Origin of the sequence: Nitrosomonas sp. (assembly GCA_031316255.1) — a bacterium.
Taxonomy (GTDB): Bacteria; Pseudomonadota; Gammaproteobacteria; order Burkholderiales; family Nitrosomonadaceae; genus Nitrosomonas.
On sequence record JALDQW010000001.1, the window covers coordinates 1,923,471 to 1,939,466 of the forward strand.

A 15,996-nucleotide genomic window follows, 5' to 3' on the forward strand; every position below is an offset into this window, starting at 1 on the left:
TGAAATAATGGGAAAAAAGATAACTCACAATCTAAAATATTTAGTTTTCGTAGTATTTAGTTACGCCAGTTTCTCTGCTCTGGCAGTTCCAATTAATTGGACAGACTGGACGAGTGAGTCGGCTATCAATGGTTATACAGCAACAGGCTCGATCATTTCGGGTACTGAAACCATTGGCGTCACTTATACTAATGCGCAAGGAATCGGGTTTTCACAGATGAGTGGCGGTGGCATTGACTACTGGCAAAACAATCGTTCAGGAAGAGATCCAGCTACTTCACCCTATACGAGTACTGGAATAAATGGGGTCGATAATATACCGACAGGAACCGATATTTTGGCTTTAAGTCGTCAAGGATCCCAAACACTTAATTTTACCCAGGCAATTGCTAACCCGGTTTTTGCATTTGTGAGTCTAAATCGTAATGGTTATGCTTTTGATCAGGATTTTGAAATCCTAAGTTTAGGCGGTGTTGATGGAAATGACTGCGGTTATTGGGGATGTGGAGGTGCAGAAAAAGTTATTGTCGACCTCGGTGGTGGTAATTTTGAATATCAATTAAACGCAAATAATGTCGGGGGCACAGAACCTCACGGTGTTATTAGATTTTCTGGGGCATTTGATACAGTTACATGGCGTAGTTCAACCAATGAATTCTGGAATGGCTTTACAGTTGGAGTGCAAGGCACCGCTGATCAGGTTTTTCCTTGCCAACAAAACCCTAATTTGCCTCAATGTCAAAATACAGTACCTGAACCTGGTACTCTAGGGTTAGTTATCATAGGTATAGTCGCGCTTTCCCGTCGTTTAAAAGTCATGATTTAATTTCTGTTGGATTGATTTCCTCGCTTCACTTCAAGAAGCGAGGGCTAATCAATGATAAGTATGGCTTGGGTAAGGCAAAAATAGCGCACAATATTGCTATTTTTAAAGGTAAAGAATTTCGACAGCGATAAGACTTGTTGATCTGTTTTTCCTGTGCTTCAGTTGAATTGAGTTGACTCAATGGAGCTGACTGTCCGCTTGGTTGGGGTGCTGTCATATGGCAGTAGCACAAATAGGGGTCGACCATTGTTTTTAGCAGGGCGACATGCCGTATCTCAAGCAGTTAATAGACATTGGACGGGGATGTGCTCACGCAGTCAGCGGCTGGGATTTTGGCTCGCTTGACTAGAAATGTTTTTTCCGTCCTCCCACGAAACCCAATGGTAGACTCCATTTTTGTGCATTTTTTGTGTAAATATACTTTGTACCCTCGATACTGAGTACATTATGAACAGGCAAGAATTTGAGGCTACTTTGCGGAAAATGTCATCTGAAGAATTTGACGCCTTTGTAAAAGATTTCGGTGGTGATGCTAAAATACCGGACACAATCATACGCAACTATATTGATCATCCAGAGTGGGAACCACGACTTTGCCAAATCCTCGGCTTTCTTACTGAGGAAGAGCGCCGGACTGAAGCTATTTTACGATCAGCAACATCCGCCAGATGGTCTGCTATAGCCGCTGCAATCTCGGCAATTATCGCGCTCTTGGCTTTGCTCTTTGCCTTGGGGTTTGGCAAAGGAAACAATAGAGGGGTACTACAGATCGTTCCAGCAGACCAAGAAAAGCCGACTGCTTCGCAGCCGGTTTCTCCCGGCAGCTGAGCTTCAAGTTAAAAATGAATTTTATATTATCTCGTCGACCGTACAGGGTCGAAACCAGATATTCCATTTTAACAAATGCGCTCACGCAGCACCCAAAATCAACGCCAGTTTACCGGTCCGGTTCATCGTTTTGATTGCTGCTTCTCTTTGTGTTGCTTCCGATCTGTTTTCATGGAATTCTTGATGTACAAACCGGAACGGGTCGCAACCGGCGGTATAGCGCGAACCTTTTCCGGTTTCATTTTCTGTGATTCGACGTGTCAAATCTTTGGTTATGCCGGTGTTCCATATGGCTTGACCCCGTATCGGCTGAATATACCCGCTCAAACTCTAGTTCATAAAAACTATTGATATTTATGAACAATAACTTATACAACCATGGCCATAATGCATGACGCTGATTGATAGGCTGTGATTATTGTTCCGGCTCCTTTTCCGTGACCCCTTTTTCTGCAATCCAACTAAACGGCATCAGTTCCGCTGCTTGGCCTGTTTGAGCGAAAATGTCAAAGGATTTGAGCCGATAATTAGCTCCAAATCAGCACTGTAACGCGTTACTCCGCCAAAGATATCCGACACATTGACACAAGGCAGGCTTACAGTACTATTGTTAGAATAGACAGCTGTGCAGTTATTGTTATTGACCTGCGACACACTGATCTGCTGCGCCGAAATAAGCCTGAATGATGGCGAGCCGCCTGACGATACAAGCTTAAGCTCAGCTTCGTACATACTGACAACACCAAATTCATTGGTGATTCTGACACAAGGAACGAGTAATGTTCCATTAGCAGAAAAAGTAGCGGTACAACGTTCAAAAGGATTGCTGCTGATCTCCTGGACATCTGCCAAGGTCAGTTCAGTATCGTATAACCTGATCAACGCGACCCGCCCATCTGAAAATTCCGAACCGTTATCGACAAAAAAGTGTATCAGTCGTTCCGGATTGTTCGGAAAGGTACTGAAATTCATCGATGTGGATGTGCCTTGAACTTGTAATACGCCATTTAGATAAACCGAAACCACATCATCATTATTTTGCGTTAACACAACATGATGATAGGTGTCATAGCTGAATGTATCAGTTGCTGTTAGATCTGGGAAAACCTCAAGCCGATTTTCCGGGTCAACGTAAAAAGCGTAGTCGTCTTGACGATTTGAAACGCCAAAAATAACTTTATACCGATCAGGATCCGATTCGTCTGCTTCAAATTGGAACACGAGTTCTACAGAATAAGCGCTGCTGTTTCCCAGTGCGCTTCTTGAAAAAAGAAGTAACCCGGCTTGTTCATCGAACGATCTATTGCCGTCAAAGCGATACACCACACGTTCTTCACCAAATACCATATCGGTCATAAAACTGTTTTCAGACAATGGGTCTATGGGTGTAATCGCGACCACATCTGCTTCTTGTGCGCTAAAAGAATTATCAAATGTATACGTTGCTACAGGTGTCGGCTCCGCCTGCACTGTTATAGCAAACATACCCAGGCATAAATAGCTAATAACGCCCGTTATATATTGATTTCGTGTATTCATATTATTTTTCTCATTATTGAATTAACAAAACTGACAAGATAAATCGGCTGCATCAATCATCCCTTCAATACCGCACAAAATGCTTGATAATCAATACAATCAAAATTTTCTGTCTTTAACTTACGCAGGATATCGCAGAATATTATTGCCTTCCAAATAACTTTATGAAATTAAGTTATAATTCTTCTCCTTGATTGAGAAACTACTGATTATCAAGTTACCTGTCAAGAAGTATCTAATTCAAACCAATAAACTATCCGGTAAGTTTGATATTGAAATCTTTGCTGTCAGTGACGCGGCCATATCACAAACCAGGGTCACGCACAAACCAAGAAAAGCAAAAACACGAGTTATTGATTATGGACCTGACCCGATTTTCCCCTGCGATTTTCCCCTGACCCGATTTTCCCCAAAAAATTTTAACAGCGAGTTTTCACACAGCCTGGATCGATAGCAGATATTGCATTTCAGCAAATGCACTCACACAGCACCCAAAATTAACGCCAGCTTACCGGCACGGTTCATCGTTTTGATTGCTGCTTCCCTTTTTGCCGCTTCCGATCTGGTCGCATGGAATTCTTGATGAACAAGCCGGAATGGGCCGCGGCCGGCGGTATAGCGCGCACCTTTTCCGTTTTCATGTTCTGTGATTCGACGTGTCAGATCCTTGGTTATGCCGGTGTAAAGGCTCCCGTCAGCGCATTCAAGAATATAAACCGTCCAGTTCATTGTTAACCGGTTTTACAGTTTTTGAGAGTAAGCGTGAATTTACGCCCAAACTAGTCCAAGTTAGCGCTTGTCGTGACCGGGCAGTGCCAGGGCCGCTAAAAATGGTGAAAGTACCACTGCGATCACGAAGCATCCAAGATAAGCGAGAAAGGAAGCGCTGGCAACAAAACGAAAAAAAAGACTGGCTATAAACAGCATTGCGATGAACACGAGTATGACACCTAACGCGAAGCTCACGCCGGCTTTCCCTTCTTTGCTGGCGTAATAACTCTCCATAAAAGCCGTTGCCGGCCAGAATAATCCTGTAGACAACGCGCCTTTTAATTTTCCTTGCGATACATACTCTTTTTTATGCGTTGGTGGCGCGGCGAAATCGTATCCGATAAGCGCAATGCCTGTTGCCAGGTAGGCAATTACAAAAATAGCAGTTATTTCCATCTTTTCTCAAAAATTTTAACGAATTATTATGCGAGTACGCTATTCATATACCACATCTTCGAAAAAGTAACAAAGAAATCGTGCCTGGGATTGAAATGATTGTCTTCGGGGCATTGAAACTTATCGTGTTATTCTGATATGTGGCATGTAACTTTTATGGGGCGAATTCAGGCAATCAAGTTGCATGTCAATTGTCGACTTTTGTTTGACAGTACATGGAAGTTTCAGTAAATTTTGTACCGTTCTGGTAGATTTTTTACTCAGATCATCATTTTGAAGTTCTGATAAAACTTTGGCTGCTTCAAACCAAGCGATTGACATTAAGGTGTTAATTAAGTTTTGAACAATAATATCCCTGATAAGGAGAGCACTATGAAACGCAATAGTTTAACGGTATTTGCAGCATTTCTGCTTTTGTTTCCAATGTCTGTTTTTGCCGCAGGGTACGGTACAGCAGGGTGCGGTCTGGGTTCTATGATAATCGGATCGGATCGTGGGCCGGAACAGATTTTTGCCGCAACAACGAACGGTACTTTTGGTTCGCAAACTTTTGGAATGACCTTTGGAACGTCAAACTGCGGCGACCATGGCTTGATCAATATCAGCAAGGAAAGAGAGGTTTTTGCTGCTGAAAATTACACCAGCCTGGTGAAAGAAATGGCGCAGGGCAAAGGCGAGCATTTGAATATTCTGGCCAGTATGTATCAATGCCCGACGGCTGCATACCCTGAATTTGGCGCGATGGCACAAGAAAATTTTGATGACTTGATAGTCAGTGCGCAGACAACGCCCGTTGAGTTGCTCGGCCAGTTGGAAACCCAGTTGAGCCAGCACCAAAGCCTGTCAAAATCCTGCAATATTCATCTATCTGCAGTAAACTAAACCCAATAAAACGAGCGGATATAGGTAACAACCTATATCCGCTCGTTTTATATTTTCCATTTTCTGGGCTTTTCGTGCCGCGGGTTTATTGTTTTGCCGGGATAGTTATCGGGTTCTTCCTGTTCTCCGAGGCCGTTTTCTCCAAAGAAATCCATACAGACGATTATCTTGCCGGGCTTCAACAGCAGGCAGGGGAATTAAAGCTGAGCGAGCAACGCGTCTGGCATCTGTTGTTAAAATACAAGCCGAGATTGTTTGGCGGCATCGTCAGTGAAGCCGATGGCATGGGGTTTTTTAATTCATCTGACGGAAAAACCAATCCGCAATCCGAATTGATGGCTACCCTGGCCAGTTTTTTTCTGCCATTAGATGATCTGGCACCGAATCAGGAACATCCGCAGTGTAACTTCCCTGCCCGATTCAAATGGTTGAATCAACAGCTGAAGTTTGATGCCAATCATCTGACAATACAGCAGTGCGATCGGCTTGACCGTTGGGTCAATGAACTGGATCCGGTTGGTGCGACTCTGGTTTTCGCGACGTATTATTTGAATAATCCGGCATCGATGTTTGGCCATACTTTGGTGCGTATCGATAGCAGAGATCGCGGAGGAGAGCGGAAATTAACCAATTATGGCGCCAACTACGCCGCCATTCCGGATACGGATAATCCTGCCCTGTATGCCTGGAGGGGTCTAACGGGTTCGTTTGAAGGGCGTTTCGCCATTTTTCCGTATTACACGAAAGTCCAGGAATATAATAATCTGGAAAGCCGGGACCTCTGGGAATATGAACTGGAATTTACGGAAGACCAGCTCAATACCATGCTTTTGCATTTATGGGAGTTGGGGGGTACGTATTTTGATTATTATTATTTCCAGGAAAATTGTTCCTATCATGTACTTTCACTTTTTGAGATTGCCAGACCGGATCTTCGGCTGAGGGATCAGTTCTTATTTAGTGTTATCCCTGCGGATACTGTTAAAGTTGTTATGGCGCAGGAAGATCTGGTTAAAAAAATCGTGTACCGCCCATCGCTTTTGAGTCTCTTGAATCAAAAACGGCATTCGATGACCAGAACGGAAAGAAGCATTTTTGAAGCGCTTGTGAAAGAAAAGATTTCACCGGCTTCCGATAAATTTACGAGTCTTTCGACGCGGTCGCAAGTGTTGTTGCTGGATGCGTATATGGATTATTTACAATATAAAAGTATGCAGCAGGGAAGCGACCATGAAGTAAAAATCCCCCATTCAGTACTACAGGCCAGAAGCCGCCTTCAGGTGACCGAAGATGAAAGTGAATCGAACACCTATTTTTCCAGTCCACCGGAACTTGGTCATGGCGCCGATCGTTTCCGTATCGGAATGGGCCATAATGACCGGGAGCCCTTTATCGAATTTGCTTACCGCCCTGCCTATCACGATTTAATGGCCAGAGATGAGGGCTATGACAAAGATTCGGAAATTATTTTTATGGACTTCAAACTGCGCTATTTTTTCGAGTCCGAACGAGTCCGACTTGATCAGGCAAGATTGCTTTCGATAACCGCCTTGAATCCCTATGACTCACTTTTTTTTAAACCGTCCTGGCGTCTGGATTTTAGCGTTGATACGCTCAGAGACCGTGATTGCAATTATTGCAATGCATTTGCAGGCAGTTACGGCAGAGGCATTTCTTATCGTCCGGCTTTTTTTTCGCCGCTTTTGCTCTTTTCATTTGTTGATGTGAGGACGGATTTTTCTGGCAACTTGAAGCGGGATTATCGACTCGGTGGCGATGTGGAAATGGGCGCGTACTACGATTTTAATGACCAGCTAAGAATTAAGCTGGCGGGCAGTTACCGGGTTTTTGTTTTGGGGGAGCATAAACGTTTTTTCACATCGCATTTCGTCACCCGGTATGCGTTTACGCAGGATCTGGATATGCGACTGGAATTTAATCGCTATGATCATAACAACGAGGGGATTCTCGCATTCAATTATTATTTTTAGAGATGCCCTTCAGTACTCTACCCCGTATGGATAGAGTACGAGTCAGCTTGAGCAAGGAGGCGTGACGCATGTTGCTGAAAAACTTTTTCAGGAAAAATTTTGCCTTGATCATGGGCCTAAGTTTGCCGGTTCTGATGGTGCTTGGTTTTTTGTTTGCCAATCATTTGTCGTAAACCGATGATGGTCCACTCCCATAATTGTTGTGGACTTGATCCCGTTTTGTTTTGTTGTGACTCCGTTTTTGTTGATTTATATTAAAACCAGTATCGTAAGATAATTACATGTTTTTGACCAGACCGCTTCTTAGAGAGTGGTATCCGTGTTTTCGGGTGGAGCACAATGAGGTGCTCAAAAAAACAGCTTAACCTCGCTCGGTATTGCATGCTCTCCAATAAGAGTAGAAACGACTGCTAAAGTTTGGTCGGAATTTTTGGCGGTTTGAGCTTACACCCCCATAATGGGGAGCGCTGCTTTTGCCCGTGCGAATAGACGGTTTACGGCACTGAAGGCGCAGGTAGCTTGAAGGTTACGTTGCCGCTTCCCGTCAATAGCGTGTGAGCGACAGGAATGCCGCCGACGAATTCCACCAAACCCAGATTGCACACCGCGCTTACACGCTTGTCGCTGTTTTCAGCTTGCAGTAATTGCACCTCGGTCTTCCAGCATTTGCTTGGGAAAATCGACCAGTTGCGTTGAACTATCGTCTTCGCGGTTTCTTTGGCCGTTGTTTCGAGGAAACGCGACTGGTTCGCGTTCGGTTCGTTACTCAGCGCCGAGCTGGTGAGTTGATAACAAAACAGCCTGCCGTTACCATGCTTGAACGTGGCACCCGCTGAAAAAGCATAGTGCACGTCACCTGAAAGAAATGTACACCGCGTGATTTCCATGCGCTGGCTCAGAGCATCCATGAAGTTCACAAATCCCTCCTTGTTCGAGTGCCAAGATTCGGCATCCAGCGTATTCACCAGCCGACCGGTTAGATATCCTTGTACACCGATCAGGCTTTCAAGACGCTGTACCCATTTATAATTTTCAACCTTGCCCGCAAACCACAATGCGAGATGTTGAAACGCTTCCACAACTGCGTAACCCATCACCGGTGTCGCTGCGATCAATATCGGGCAGGTATCACCGGTAATCTGTTGACCGGTCTTCAACTTGACCCATTCAACGCGCAACCAGTCGAGCGCGTAGCGATCAAGCAATTGCGCTGAGTAGTATTTGCTCTCGAATTGACGTTGCGTCCGGGAATCAATCGCAATGATGGGTGGATCGGTAGGCACGGAAAATCCCCATCCGCGACTCTTCCAGGTATGTAGGTCGTAACGTGCACCGACGTCTGGATCGTTGTTGGCGTCGCCCAGGTGCAGCGCAATGGTAATGAGTAAATCCTTGTCGAAATTATCCGGATCGTTGCCCCAGGCCTGAAAAGCCCAATACGCCGCCAGTGCATTTGATACTATGCGTTGTCCCAGTGGCGACTGGCGCACACCGTCATACCAGTCCTGGGTGATGTTCCAGTCGTCGGTCACATCGTGATCGTCGAATATCATGTACGTTGCGACGTTGGCCAGCAGCCTGCGTATATTTGGTAGGGTGCCATGGTAAGAACGCAAGGGTTGCAATTGCTTTTCAAACACTGTTCCTGCACTGTCGGCAACGCCTAGGTTTTGCAGCACGTTCTGGTCCCACACCGGCTCCCACGCCTGATAGTTGCCGAATGCATACACATACATAGCTGCGAACTCGCCGAATGTGAACAGGTGATTTTCCGACTGCCCTGAACTGAATCCGGAATCAATGCCGTTATGCTTTTCCTGCAGCGCCTGTTTGCGCCCGTGCAACGGGATCGTAGCAGGATCAAGAAAGTCACCGGCGGACGCGGCGCCGCTGACTAGCGGCAAGGTTTCCTGCGCGCCAGTGATGGCCAGCGCCTGCGGTCGCAGCATCGCCAACAGCGATACCGCAACATCATCCGCATATATCTGGTCGCCAGTCAGCAACAGGACTGCGGGGCGCTGTGCAATATCGTTACAGGTCTGTTCTAGCAGGGTGTGGCCGTGCGCAAGCGCATCCGGCAGCGGCGCTTGAGTACGCGCATCGAACCCTCCATGAGGTTTGCGACAGCTCCCATGCAGTATCCATTTCAGCTTGCCTGGAATATAGAAACTCGGATACGGATGTGTCCCATAGGTCAACTTCCCGAGTTCCTCGTCTGAGAACAACGGTGTACGGTTATTGTCGGCGCCTAGTATGTCGATGCAATAGTAGAACAGCTCATCTATTCGATAACCTGCGGCATCGCTGGCGCGTGCTTGAAGCAAATAGATGTGCAGGTTCTTGCCGAGTTTTACGTGTTGAAGTGGCAACTGGCCGAGATCACTCTGTCCCACAGTATTGCGGTCGGCATCAATGATTGTCAGCTGCAACGATAGCGGGTCGACAGTAGCCAACCACACGCAAACCCTGTTCTTTGTTGCTCTGCGCAGGATGGGGCCCGCCAACAGCTTCGTATTCATATATCCTTCCTCACTTAAAGAAGCAAATTACTTATTATTGTTTGCAGCAAGTAGCCAAGGCTACTTTTGATCCGGCCACAAGAAGTTTGAAGTTAACACAAATATTTAAGATGATAGGGCATTGTATTTTTTTCTTTTGATCTATCATGCAGTTAAAACTTTAATTGACCAAATCAATTGCTTTGTGGTCCTGTAAGTCGGGACAGATACAATAATGAGTTGTATAGTAATCGAGCTTGTCAGTTTGAACAAGGAGTGTGACGCATGTCACTGGAAAATTTTTTCAGGCAAAATTTTGCCTTGATCATTGGCCTAAGTTTGCCGGTAGTGATGGTGCTTGGTTTTTTGTTTGCCAATTATTTACCGCAAACCGATGATGATCCACCCCGGTATGAGTTGGTGTTTAGCGTTGTACGCTATGACAGTCATTCGCAGTTTCATGTCGATTTCACTGTGCGGGATCGGAAATTATATATGCGCCTGACCCCTAGACAGAAAAACGGCGGAGCCAATGTCAGAGATCTGTTTATTTATAATGGTCAAAAAGGAAGTGTGCGGAAAATCAATTATCTGCCAACTCCAGACCAGTCCATTGATGACCAGCATGAAATTCCGGTTAAAGCAATGAGCGGCTATACAATTGACACCAACAGTAAAGCGCCCGATGGCTATGAATTCGAATCAGGCAGTTATCGTTCCCGTGGATTATTCGGTGAGGTTTTCGGTGGCCGTTCCGGTCGCTATGTTCATCGCGTGAAAAAACCGGGCGGCGGAAGTTTTGTCATACCGGAATACGATTCCAGTTATTCCTACAGCGGAATCAGTTTCATTGGCTGGATAGTTCATTCAGATTAACATCCGGGTATAGGTATACGATATGAACAGTAAACAGGAAGCTTTGCAAGAGATTGTAGCTATTGTTCAAAATCATAAGCTCACATTCGAGGAAGTTGCCGCTGCATTAACCGATCAGCAGCAAATCTCACAGCAAAAGAGCAGTGGCACGCTTTCAAGAATATTTGGCTATATTGGCAGTATTCTGGTTTTTTCTGGTATCTGTATTTATATTGGCATGCAGTGGGATTACTTTGGTTCGGCAGCGCGCGTTCTGGTGACGCTGGGACTGGGTTTCGCCATTTTTATTATTGCACTTTTGATGATGGGTCATCCGCGATACGACCGTGTGGCGACACCGCTATTGTTGATTGCCGCATTGTTTCAACCCGCGGGAGTTTTTGTCATGCTGGATGAATATTCGCGCGGTGGCGATCCGCTGCATGGTGTCTTGTTTATGTCAACGTTGATGTTTATCCAACAGGGCGCTGTTTTTTGGCAGAAACAACGTACAACGCTTGCTTTTACCAGTATTTTCTTCGGTTGCAGCTTTTTTGTAACAGCATTTGAGCTTCTGGAAATGACCGGAAATTTAAGCTGGCTGACAATTGGTGTTTCACTGATGTTTATTTCATGGGCGCTCAGCCACTCCCGGCATTACGCCATATCTGCATTCTGGTATTTTGTTGGTTCGGTCACATTACTGTATTCGGCATTTGAGATGCTGGAAGGCCAGCCTTTTGAAGTGCTTTATATTGGTTTGACAGCACTGATCATTTATATCAGTACCGCCGCGCGCAGCCGGACTTTGCTTCTAGTAGGCACATTCTCCATGTTGGGCTATATCAGCTATTTTACTTATGAGCATTTCAGCAATACACTGGGCTGGCCAGTTGTACTGATACTCTGTGGAATTATTTTTATTGTAATTGGCTCGGTCGCGATGAAAATTAATGCCCGGTATATTCGTGTGTCTGTTTAAATCCAGTGTAAGTCGAGAAATAACGGGTTTTCTGGTGTGTTTTTTTATACAAGGCTCTGTTTTAGGATCAAATATAATTTGATTCAGTGTTTGTTGTTCGAGGTAATAATTATCAGCTTGTAACAGCAATGATTAAAATGTGTGTCGGGGCTTTAATTTATGAAAAACAGAATTTTCTCAGAAACAACCGAGTCTATTCATGACCATTTGGGACGCGAGGCTGTGATAAAACCTCACGAGGAAAACCATCTTTTTAATATGCTGGTTATCGCGCCAATCTGGACGGTATTTTTCGTGTTGATATAATTATTATGGATTAATTCTTCTCAGGATCATGGTGTTACGTTATATCTAGAGCAAAAGTCTTACATTATTAGGGAATTCATTATGGATAACACAGCACATCAGGAAGCAACACGATATATGCATGATCGTTTGGGTCGTGAGGCTATTTTGAGGCTTCATAAAGAAAATCATTTTTATGATGCGTTGGCACTCATATCGATTTGGGCGACATTTTTTGTGCTGATGTATCTGCTGGCTTCACTTCCTTTTGGCTGGATTTGGCTGGGTTGCTTTATCCTGCAAGGATTTGTGCTGCAAATGCTTGGGTTTTGTTCTCATGATTTGTTTACTCATCGTAGGGTAGGCGGTCAATTGGTATCCCGCATTGGCGGCATGCTTTGTCTGACGCCTCTGCTGGTGTCTGCTACTGCCGTAACGAAAACGCATCTTGAACATCATCGTTATTTTGGTACGAAAAAGGATTCGGAAGCCTATAAAAGTGATCTTGACCGCCGCTGGGTTAAGCTCTTTTTTCTATGTCTGCCGGGTATTCTATTAGTGACAAGCCGTAAATTGAGTCGTCAGCCAACGGATGAATTCGCTTATATGGGCTCGGCGCGTTATCAAGACAAAGAAACCGTCAATAAAGTAAAATTTGAACAGAAAGTTGTTATTATTTTTATCGTTTGTGTGATTGGCCTTGCCATTATCTGGCCGGGTTATATATTACTTGGATATGTTTTGCCTTTGTTCCTGGCTATGCCACTTGCATCGACTTTAAGGACAGTACTGGAACATGCAGACATACAACCTGAAAACCCTTTTAATACTTCGACCAATTTCAAGACGGGGTTTGTCAGTCGTTTGCTTTTCTTCTGGGATAGTGGTGACTGTCATATTGTCCATCATTTCTTTCCCTCTATTCCTTTTTACAGGATCGGCAGTGCGCTAGAGTTAATGAGTCCAATTTTTAAGGAAAAAGGCGCTATTGAGCAAAAGTCGCTCGTGAAAATTATTTATAAATGGTTTGTTGAGAACCGGGTACATGGCACGAATTGGCAGCAGCCCGGTCAGCAAGAAGTCGTTATCGATCGGTGATGTGAATGATGTGACGATGAAATTGTGACCACATCCATATAAAACGGTGGTGCTGGAGATTATGTCAGCTCAGTACACTTCTTATCGCTTCTAGGTTAAACAATTGAATTCAATATATTATAATCCGTTTTGTAGTTTGGCTTTATCCATAAAAGTCTTCCTGAAACTGCCTTTGAATGTGTTCAACTTCTGAACGTTTTTCTATCAAGGCATTCACACAATCCATATCAAGTTTCTCTCCGGCCAATTCCGCAAGCAGTGCAAACGCTTTGTCATTAGTCCAGGCTGATTTATAGGGACGGGCGGATGTCAGTGCGTCGAATACGTCTGCAACGGCAACGATACGCGCTTCAAGCGGAATATCATTTCCTTTTTTACCGTGTGGATAGCCGCTGCCGTTGATGGCTTCATGGTGAAACTCGGCGATGTTTCTAAGCACATCAATTTGTGACATATTGCCCAAGCCAAAATTTGATACGATACTATCGATCATATCTCTGCCGATACAGGTGTGTTTATTCATGATTTCTCTTTCGTTATCGCTTAATGGACCGGGTTTGAGCAGTATGGTGTCGGGAATACCAATTTTGCCGATATCATGCAAGGGCGAGAACATAAAGACATGTTCGATATATTCGTCGTCAAGGTCATATTTTTCAGCGAGCTTTTGGGCGATAATGCGGCTGTATCGAGACATACGATCCAGATGACTGCCTGTTTCCGGGTCCCGAAAATGGGTAATTTCGCTGGTGGTTTTGAGTGCTGCGCTCATCACTTTGTGGGTGGTTAACTCGTTAATGACCATCAGTGAAACCAGGTGTCCGAAAATATCGAGCTCTTTGAGAGTTTTTTCGTTAAATACATCGGTTTCATAGGAATTGAAAAACAGAAATCCAACAAATTTGCCGCTGTGAAACATGGGCATCGTGTAACTGGATGCATAACCCTGGCGCCCTATACGTTGAGTATGTTCCTGTTTGCCTTGCTCGAAAGTGACCAGATTGTTGACAACGCGTGGTTTTCCTCTTTTCAGGATTTCGTTAAGTGATTTCGCATCGTCTAGTGACGCTTCATAATGTTTGAGTGGTTTATCTTCTCCACTGCTGTCGATGAATGTTTTGATTAAGCGAGTTGTGGGATCATACAAGGTGATGGCTATGCGCGCGATGAAATTAAATTTCTCCTGGATAACATGATGGGCGTTTGCAAGTTTATCTTTCAGGGGTAGATGTGTATTTAATGCTTCAAGCGGGTCTTTATGATGAAACATGATCTGGGATCGCTCATTTTTTGTGATATCTGTAACTATAGCTGAGGAAAAAAATTTTTTTTGATTAATTAGAAGGCGTTTGAAGGGTGTTTATTGCGATTTAAGCGCTATGAGTTTCTTTGTACTTGTTGAAACTGTTTGTTGTTTTAGGTTGAAGTTTGTTGTCTAATAGCTGCGATTGAGGGGAAAATTTGCCGTTACTTGAAATTGTCAGGCAGCGTTTGTACGCGTACACTGCCTAAGGAAAGTCCGCTGCTTTCTGTGTAGAAAGCCGGGATTATATTTTTGATGGTAATAAGGAGTTGTTAATGGGAAAAATAGCTAAATTGAATTGGGTATTATTATTGCTTTTCTTTTCATCTTCTCATGCAATCGCATCGGAAAGATATGGGTATGGTCTTGGTTATGGACAGGGTTATATTGCCATGTCCAGTGAGAAGTTTGTGACGGGTATCACAAATGCAGCGACGGGATTTCTGGAACTGCCAAAAAATATTATTTTGACAACGCAAGAGGAAACGATAGTGCATGGCATGACAATTGGTCTGGTATCGGGTGTGATGCATACGGTAGGCCGGACAGTGATCGGTGTATTTGATGTTGCGACTTTTCTCATTCCTACGCCACCCTCTATTCAGCCGCCTTTTATCTGGCAGGATTTTTCAGTAGAAACTTCTTATTAATTTCCAGCCCCGGCATCCGGATAGTAAAACGCCGTATCGTCAGGAATGACGATACGGCGTTTGAAGGTTTTAGAAGCAGCGGCTTTTATCGATTAAATTCGAGTTCCCTGGTAAATGCAGGATTTAATAACGCGCTTCCTTGAGCGCCGCGATTCTTTCTTCTAATGGCGGATGTGACATGAACAGGCTTTTAAGTCCTGAGCCGATGCCGCCAGAAATCCCGAATGCAGCCAGTTGATCAGGCAGATGTGGTTGTTTGACGGTTGATTGCAGACGCTGTAATGCAGCAATCATTTTCTCGCGCCCAGCGAGGCTAGCGCCGCCGGCATCCGCACGAAATTCGCGTTGACGGCTAAACCACATCACAATAATGCTGGCCAGAATGCCGAGAATAATTTCTGCGATAATTGCAGTGATCCAGAAGGCGGGTCCATGCCCATGTTCGGTTTTGAAAATCACACGGTCAATTGTATGGCCGATAACACGTGACAGGAAAATGACGAATGTATTGACGACACCTTGAATCAGTGCAAGCGTCACCATGTCTCCATTGGCGACATGACTGACTTCGTGTGCCAGTACAGCTTCTGCTTCATCCTGGCTCATGGTATTGAGCAGGCCGGTGCTCACTGCTACAAGCGCGTCATTTTTTGACATGCCGGTGGCAAAGGCGTTGACATCGGGCGCATTGTAAATTGCAACTTCCGGCATGCCGATTCCGGCAGCTTTCGCTTGGCGTTGTACGGTGGTGATCAGCCAGTGTTCCTGGGCATTGCGCGGCATTTCAATAACCTGAGCGCCGGTGAATCGTTTGGCCGTCCATTTGGACATGGCCAGCGACATAAAAGAACCGCCAAAGCCAAAAACAGCGGCAAATAACAACAGGGAATTGATATCGAGTCCGGTTCCCTGTTCATCCAAAATTCTTTCAAAACCCAACAGGCGAAGTGTGATGCTCAGAACCACTATGATTGCCAGGTTTGTCGCCAGAAAAAGAAAAATTCTTTTCATTCAATTGCTCCGTGGAAAAATCAAATCATAAACTTGTGATAGCGTTGTTTATATTCGGTCTATTTGTTATTTTTCAAGTAA

At 44.7% G+C, this 15,996-nt stretch carries 16 protein-coding genes; 9 read left to right on the plus strand and 7 right to left on the minus strand.

Annotation, left to right across the window (positions count from 1 at the left end):
- Positions 1 to 7: 7 nt before the first annotated feature.
- Positions 8 to 826: a PEP-CTERM sorting domain-containing protein gene (locus MRK00_08590; protein MDR4517430.1), complete on the plus strand. Its 819-nt coding sequence runs from the start codon at positions 8 to 10 to the stop codon at positions 824 to 826.
- Between the two features lie 447 nt (positions 827 to 1,273).
- Positions 1,274 to 1,654 carry a hypothetical protein gene (locus MRK00_08595; protein MDR4517431.1) on the plus strand — a complete coding sequence of 127 codons (381 nt, stop codon included), beginning with the start codon at positions 1,274 to 1,276 and terminating at the stop codon, positions 1,652 to 1,654.
- 81 nt (positions 1,655 to 1,735) lie between these two features.
- On the opposite strand, the gene MRK00_08600 is transcribed toward MRK00_08595, so the two are convergent.
- From MRK00_08600 to MRK00_08615, 4 genes are all read right to left on the minus strand, one after another.
- The gene (locus tag MRK00_08600) at positions 1,736 to 1,918 is read right to left on the minus strand and encodes a GIY-YIG nuclease family protein (protein MDR4517432.1); all 183 of its coding nucleotides are present in this window, start codon (positions 1,916 to 1,918) and stop codon (positions 1,736 to 1,738) included.
- Between the two features lie 207 nt (positions 1,919 to 2,125).
- A complete protein-coding gene (locus MRK00_08605; GenBank protein MDR4517433.1) occupies positions 2,126 to 3,193 on the minus strand; it encodes a LamG domain-containing protein in 1,068 nt (355 codons plus the stop codon).
- A 480-nt stretch (positions 3,194 to 3,673) separates the two neighbouring features.
- Positions 3,674 to 3,922, minus strand: a complete 249-nt coding sequence (locus MRK00_08610; protein MDR4517434.1) for a GIY-YIG nuclease family protein — start codon at positions 3,920 to 3,922, stop codon at positions 3,674 to 3,676.
- Positions 3,923 to 3,982: 60 nt separating this feature from the next.
- Positions 3,983 to 4,360 (minus strand): hypothetical protein, encoded by a 378-nt coding sequence (locus MRK00_08615; GenBank protein ID MDR4517435.1) that lies wholly within the window; start codon positions 4,358 to 4,360, stop codon positions 3,983 to 3,985.
- 372 nt (positions 4,361 to 4,732) lie between these two features.
- Between MRK00_08615 and MRK00_08620 the strand changes: the two genes are divergently transcribed.
- Both MRK00_08620 and MRK00_08625 read left to right on the plus strand, forming a co-directional pair.
- Positions 4,733 to 5,242, plus strand: coding sequence for a DUF3015 domain-containing protein (locus MRK00_08620; protein MDR4517436.1), 510 nt, complete (start codon positions 4,733 to 4,735; stop codon positions 5,240 to 5,242).
- Between the two features lie 74 nt (positions 5,243 to 5,316).
- Complete coding sequence (locus tag MRK00_08625) at positions 5,317 to 7,233, plus strand: DUF4105 domain-containing protein (protein MDR4517437.1); 1,917 nt, start codon at positions 5,317 to 5,319, stop codon at positions 7,231 to 7,233.
- A gap of 494 nt (positions 7,234 to 7,727) precedes the next feature.
- Here MRK00_08625 and MRK00_08630 read toward each other — a convergent pair whose 3' ends face one another.
- Positions 7,728 to 9,752 (minus strand): hypothetical protein, encoded by a 2,025-nt coding sequence (locus MRK00_08630; protein ID MDR4517438.1) that lies wholly within the window; start codon positions 9,750 to 9,752, stop codon positions 7,728 to 7,730.
- Between the two features lie 264 nt (positions 9,753 to 10,016).
- Here MRK00_08630 and MRK00_08635 point away from each other — a divergent pair, with 264 nt between their 5' ends.
- The 4 genes from MRK00_08635 (at position 10,017) to MRK00_08650 (ending at position 12,951) form a co-directional block, all read left to right on the plus strand.
- Positions 10,017 to 10,607: a hypothetical protein gene (locus tag MRK00_08635; protein ID MDR4517439.1), complete on the plus strand. Its 591-nt coding sequence runs from the start codon at positions 10,017 to 10,019 to the stop codon at positions 10,605 to 10,607.
- Between the two features lie 22 nt (positions 10,608 to 10,629).
- On the plus strand, positions 10,630 to 11,568 hold the full coding sequence (locus MRK00_08640; GenBank protein MDR4517440.1) for a DUF2157 domain-containing protein: 939 nt from the start codon (positions 10,630 to 10,632) through the stop codon (positions 11,566 to 11,568).
- A gap of 159 nt (positions 11,569 to 11,727) precedes the next feature.
- Positions 11,728 to 11,874: a hypothetical protein gene (locus tag MRK00_08645; GenBank protein MDR4517441.1), complete on the plus strand. Its 147-nt coding sequence runs from the start codon at positions 11,728 to 11,730 to the stop codon at positions 11,872 to 11,874.
- Between the two features lie 81 nt (positions 11,875 to 11,955).
- Positions 11,956 to 12,951, plus strand: coding sequence for a fatty acid desaturase (locus MRK00_08650; GenBank protein ID MDR4517442.1), 996 nt, complete (start codon positions 11,956 to 11,958; stop codon positions 12,949 to 12,951).
- A 142-nt stretch (positions 12,952 to 13,093) separates the two neighbouring features.
- Here MRK00_08650 and MRK00_08655 read toward each other — a convergent pair whose 3' ends face one another.
- A complete protein-coding gene (locus MRK00_08655; protein ID MDR4517443.1) occupies positions 13,094 to 14,221 on the minus strand; it encodes an HD domain-containing protein in 1,128 nt (375 codons plus the stop codon).
- Between the two features lie 308 nt (positions 14,222 to 14,529).
- On the opposite strand from MRK00_08655, the gene MRK00_08660 reads away from it, so the two are divergent.
- Entirely contained in the window at positions 14,530 to 14,904 is a 375-nt protein-coding gene (locus MRK00_08660) for an exosortase system-associated protein, TIGR04073 family (protein ID MDR4517444.1), read from the plus strand.
- Positions 14,905 to 15,027: 123 nt separating this feature from the next.
- Here the strand turns inward: MRK00_08660 and htpX are convergent, their stop codons facing one another.
- Positions 15,028 to 15,915, minus strand: a complete 888-nt coding sequence (gene htpX / locus MRK00_08665; GenBank protein MDR4517445.1) for a protease HtpX — start codon at positions 15,913 to 15,915, stop codon at positions 15,028 to 15,030.
- Positions 15,916 to 15,996: the final 81 nt, after the last annotated feature.

Coding starts and splice junctions, on each gene's coding strand:
- MRK00_08605 (MDR4517433.1), bottom strand. CDS start 3,193: ATGAATACACGAAATCAATATATAACGGGCGTTATTAGCTATTTATGC.
- MRK00_08660 (MDR4517444.1), top strand. CDS start 14,530: ATGGGAAAAATAGCTAAATTGAATTGGGTATTATTATTGCTTTTCTTT.
- MRK00_08650 (MDR4517442.1), top strand. CDS start 11,956: ATGGATAACACAGCACATCAGGAAGCAACACGATATATGCATGATCGT.
- MRK00_08590 (MDR4517430.1), top strand. CDS start 8: ATGGGAAAAAAGATAACTCACAATCTAAAATATTTAGTTTTCGTAGTA.
- MRK00_08645 (MDR4517441.1), top strand. CDS start 11,728: ATGAAAAACAGAATTTTCTCAGAAACAACCGAGTCTATTCATGACCAT.
- htpX (MDR4517445.1), bottom strand. CDS start 15,915: ATGAAAAGAATTTTTCTTTTTCTGGCGACAAACCTGGCAATCATAGTG.
- MRK00_08655 (MDR4517443.1), bottom strand. CDS start 14,221: ATGTTTCATCATAAAGACCCGCTTGAAGCATTAAATACACATCTACCC.
- MRK00_08635 (MDR4517439.1), top strand. CDS start 10,017: ATGTCACTGGAAAATTTTTTCAGGCAAAATTTTGCCTTGATCATTGGC.
- MRK00_08640 (MDR4517440.1), top strand. CDS start 10,630: ATGAACAGTAAACAGGAAGCTTTGCAAGAGATTGTAGCTATTGTTCAA.
- MRK00_08620 (MDR4517436.1), top strand. CDS start 4,733: ATGAAACGCAATAGTTTAACGGTATTTGCAGCATTTCTGCTTTTGTTT.
- MRK00_08615 (MDR4517435.1), bottom strand. CDS start 4,360: ATGGAAATAACTGCTATTTTTGTAATTGCCTACCTGGCAACAGGCATT.
- MRK00_08610 (MDR4517434.1), bottom strand. CDS start 3,922: ATGAACTGGACGGTTTATATTCTTGAATGCGCTGACGGGAGCCTTTAC.
- MRK00_08595 (MDR4517431.1), top strand. CDS start 1,274: ATGAACAGGCAAGAATTTGAGGCTACTTTGCGGAAAATGTCATCTGAA.
- MRK00_08630 (MDR4517438.1), bottom strand. CDS start 9,752: ATGAATACGAAGCTGTTGGCGGGCCCCATCCTGCGCAGAGCAACAAAG.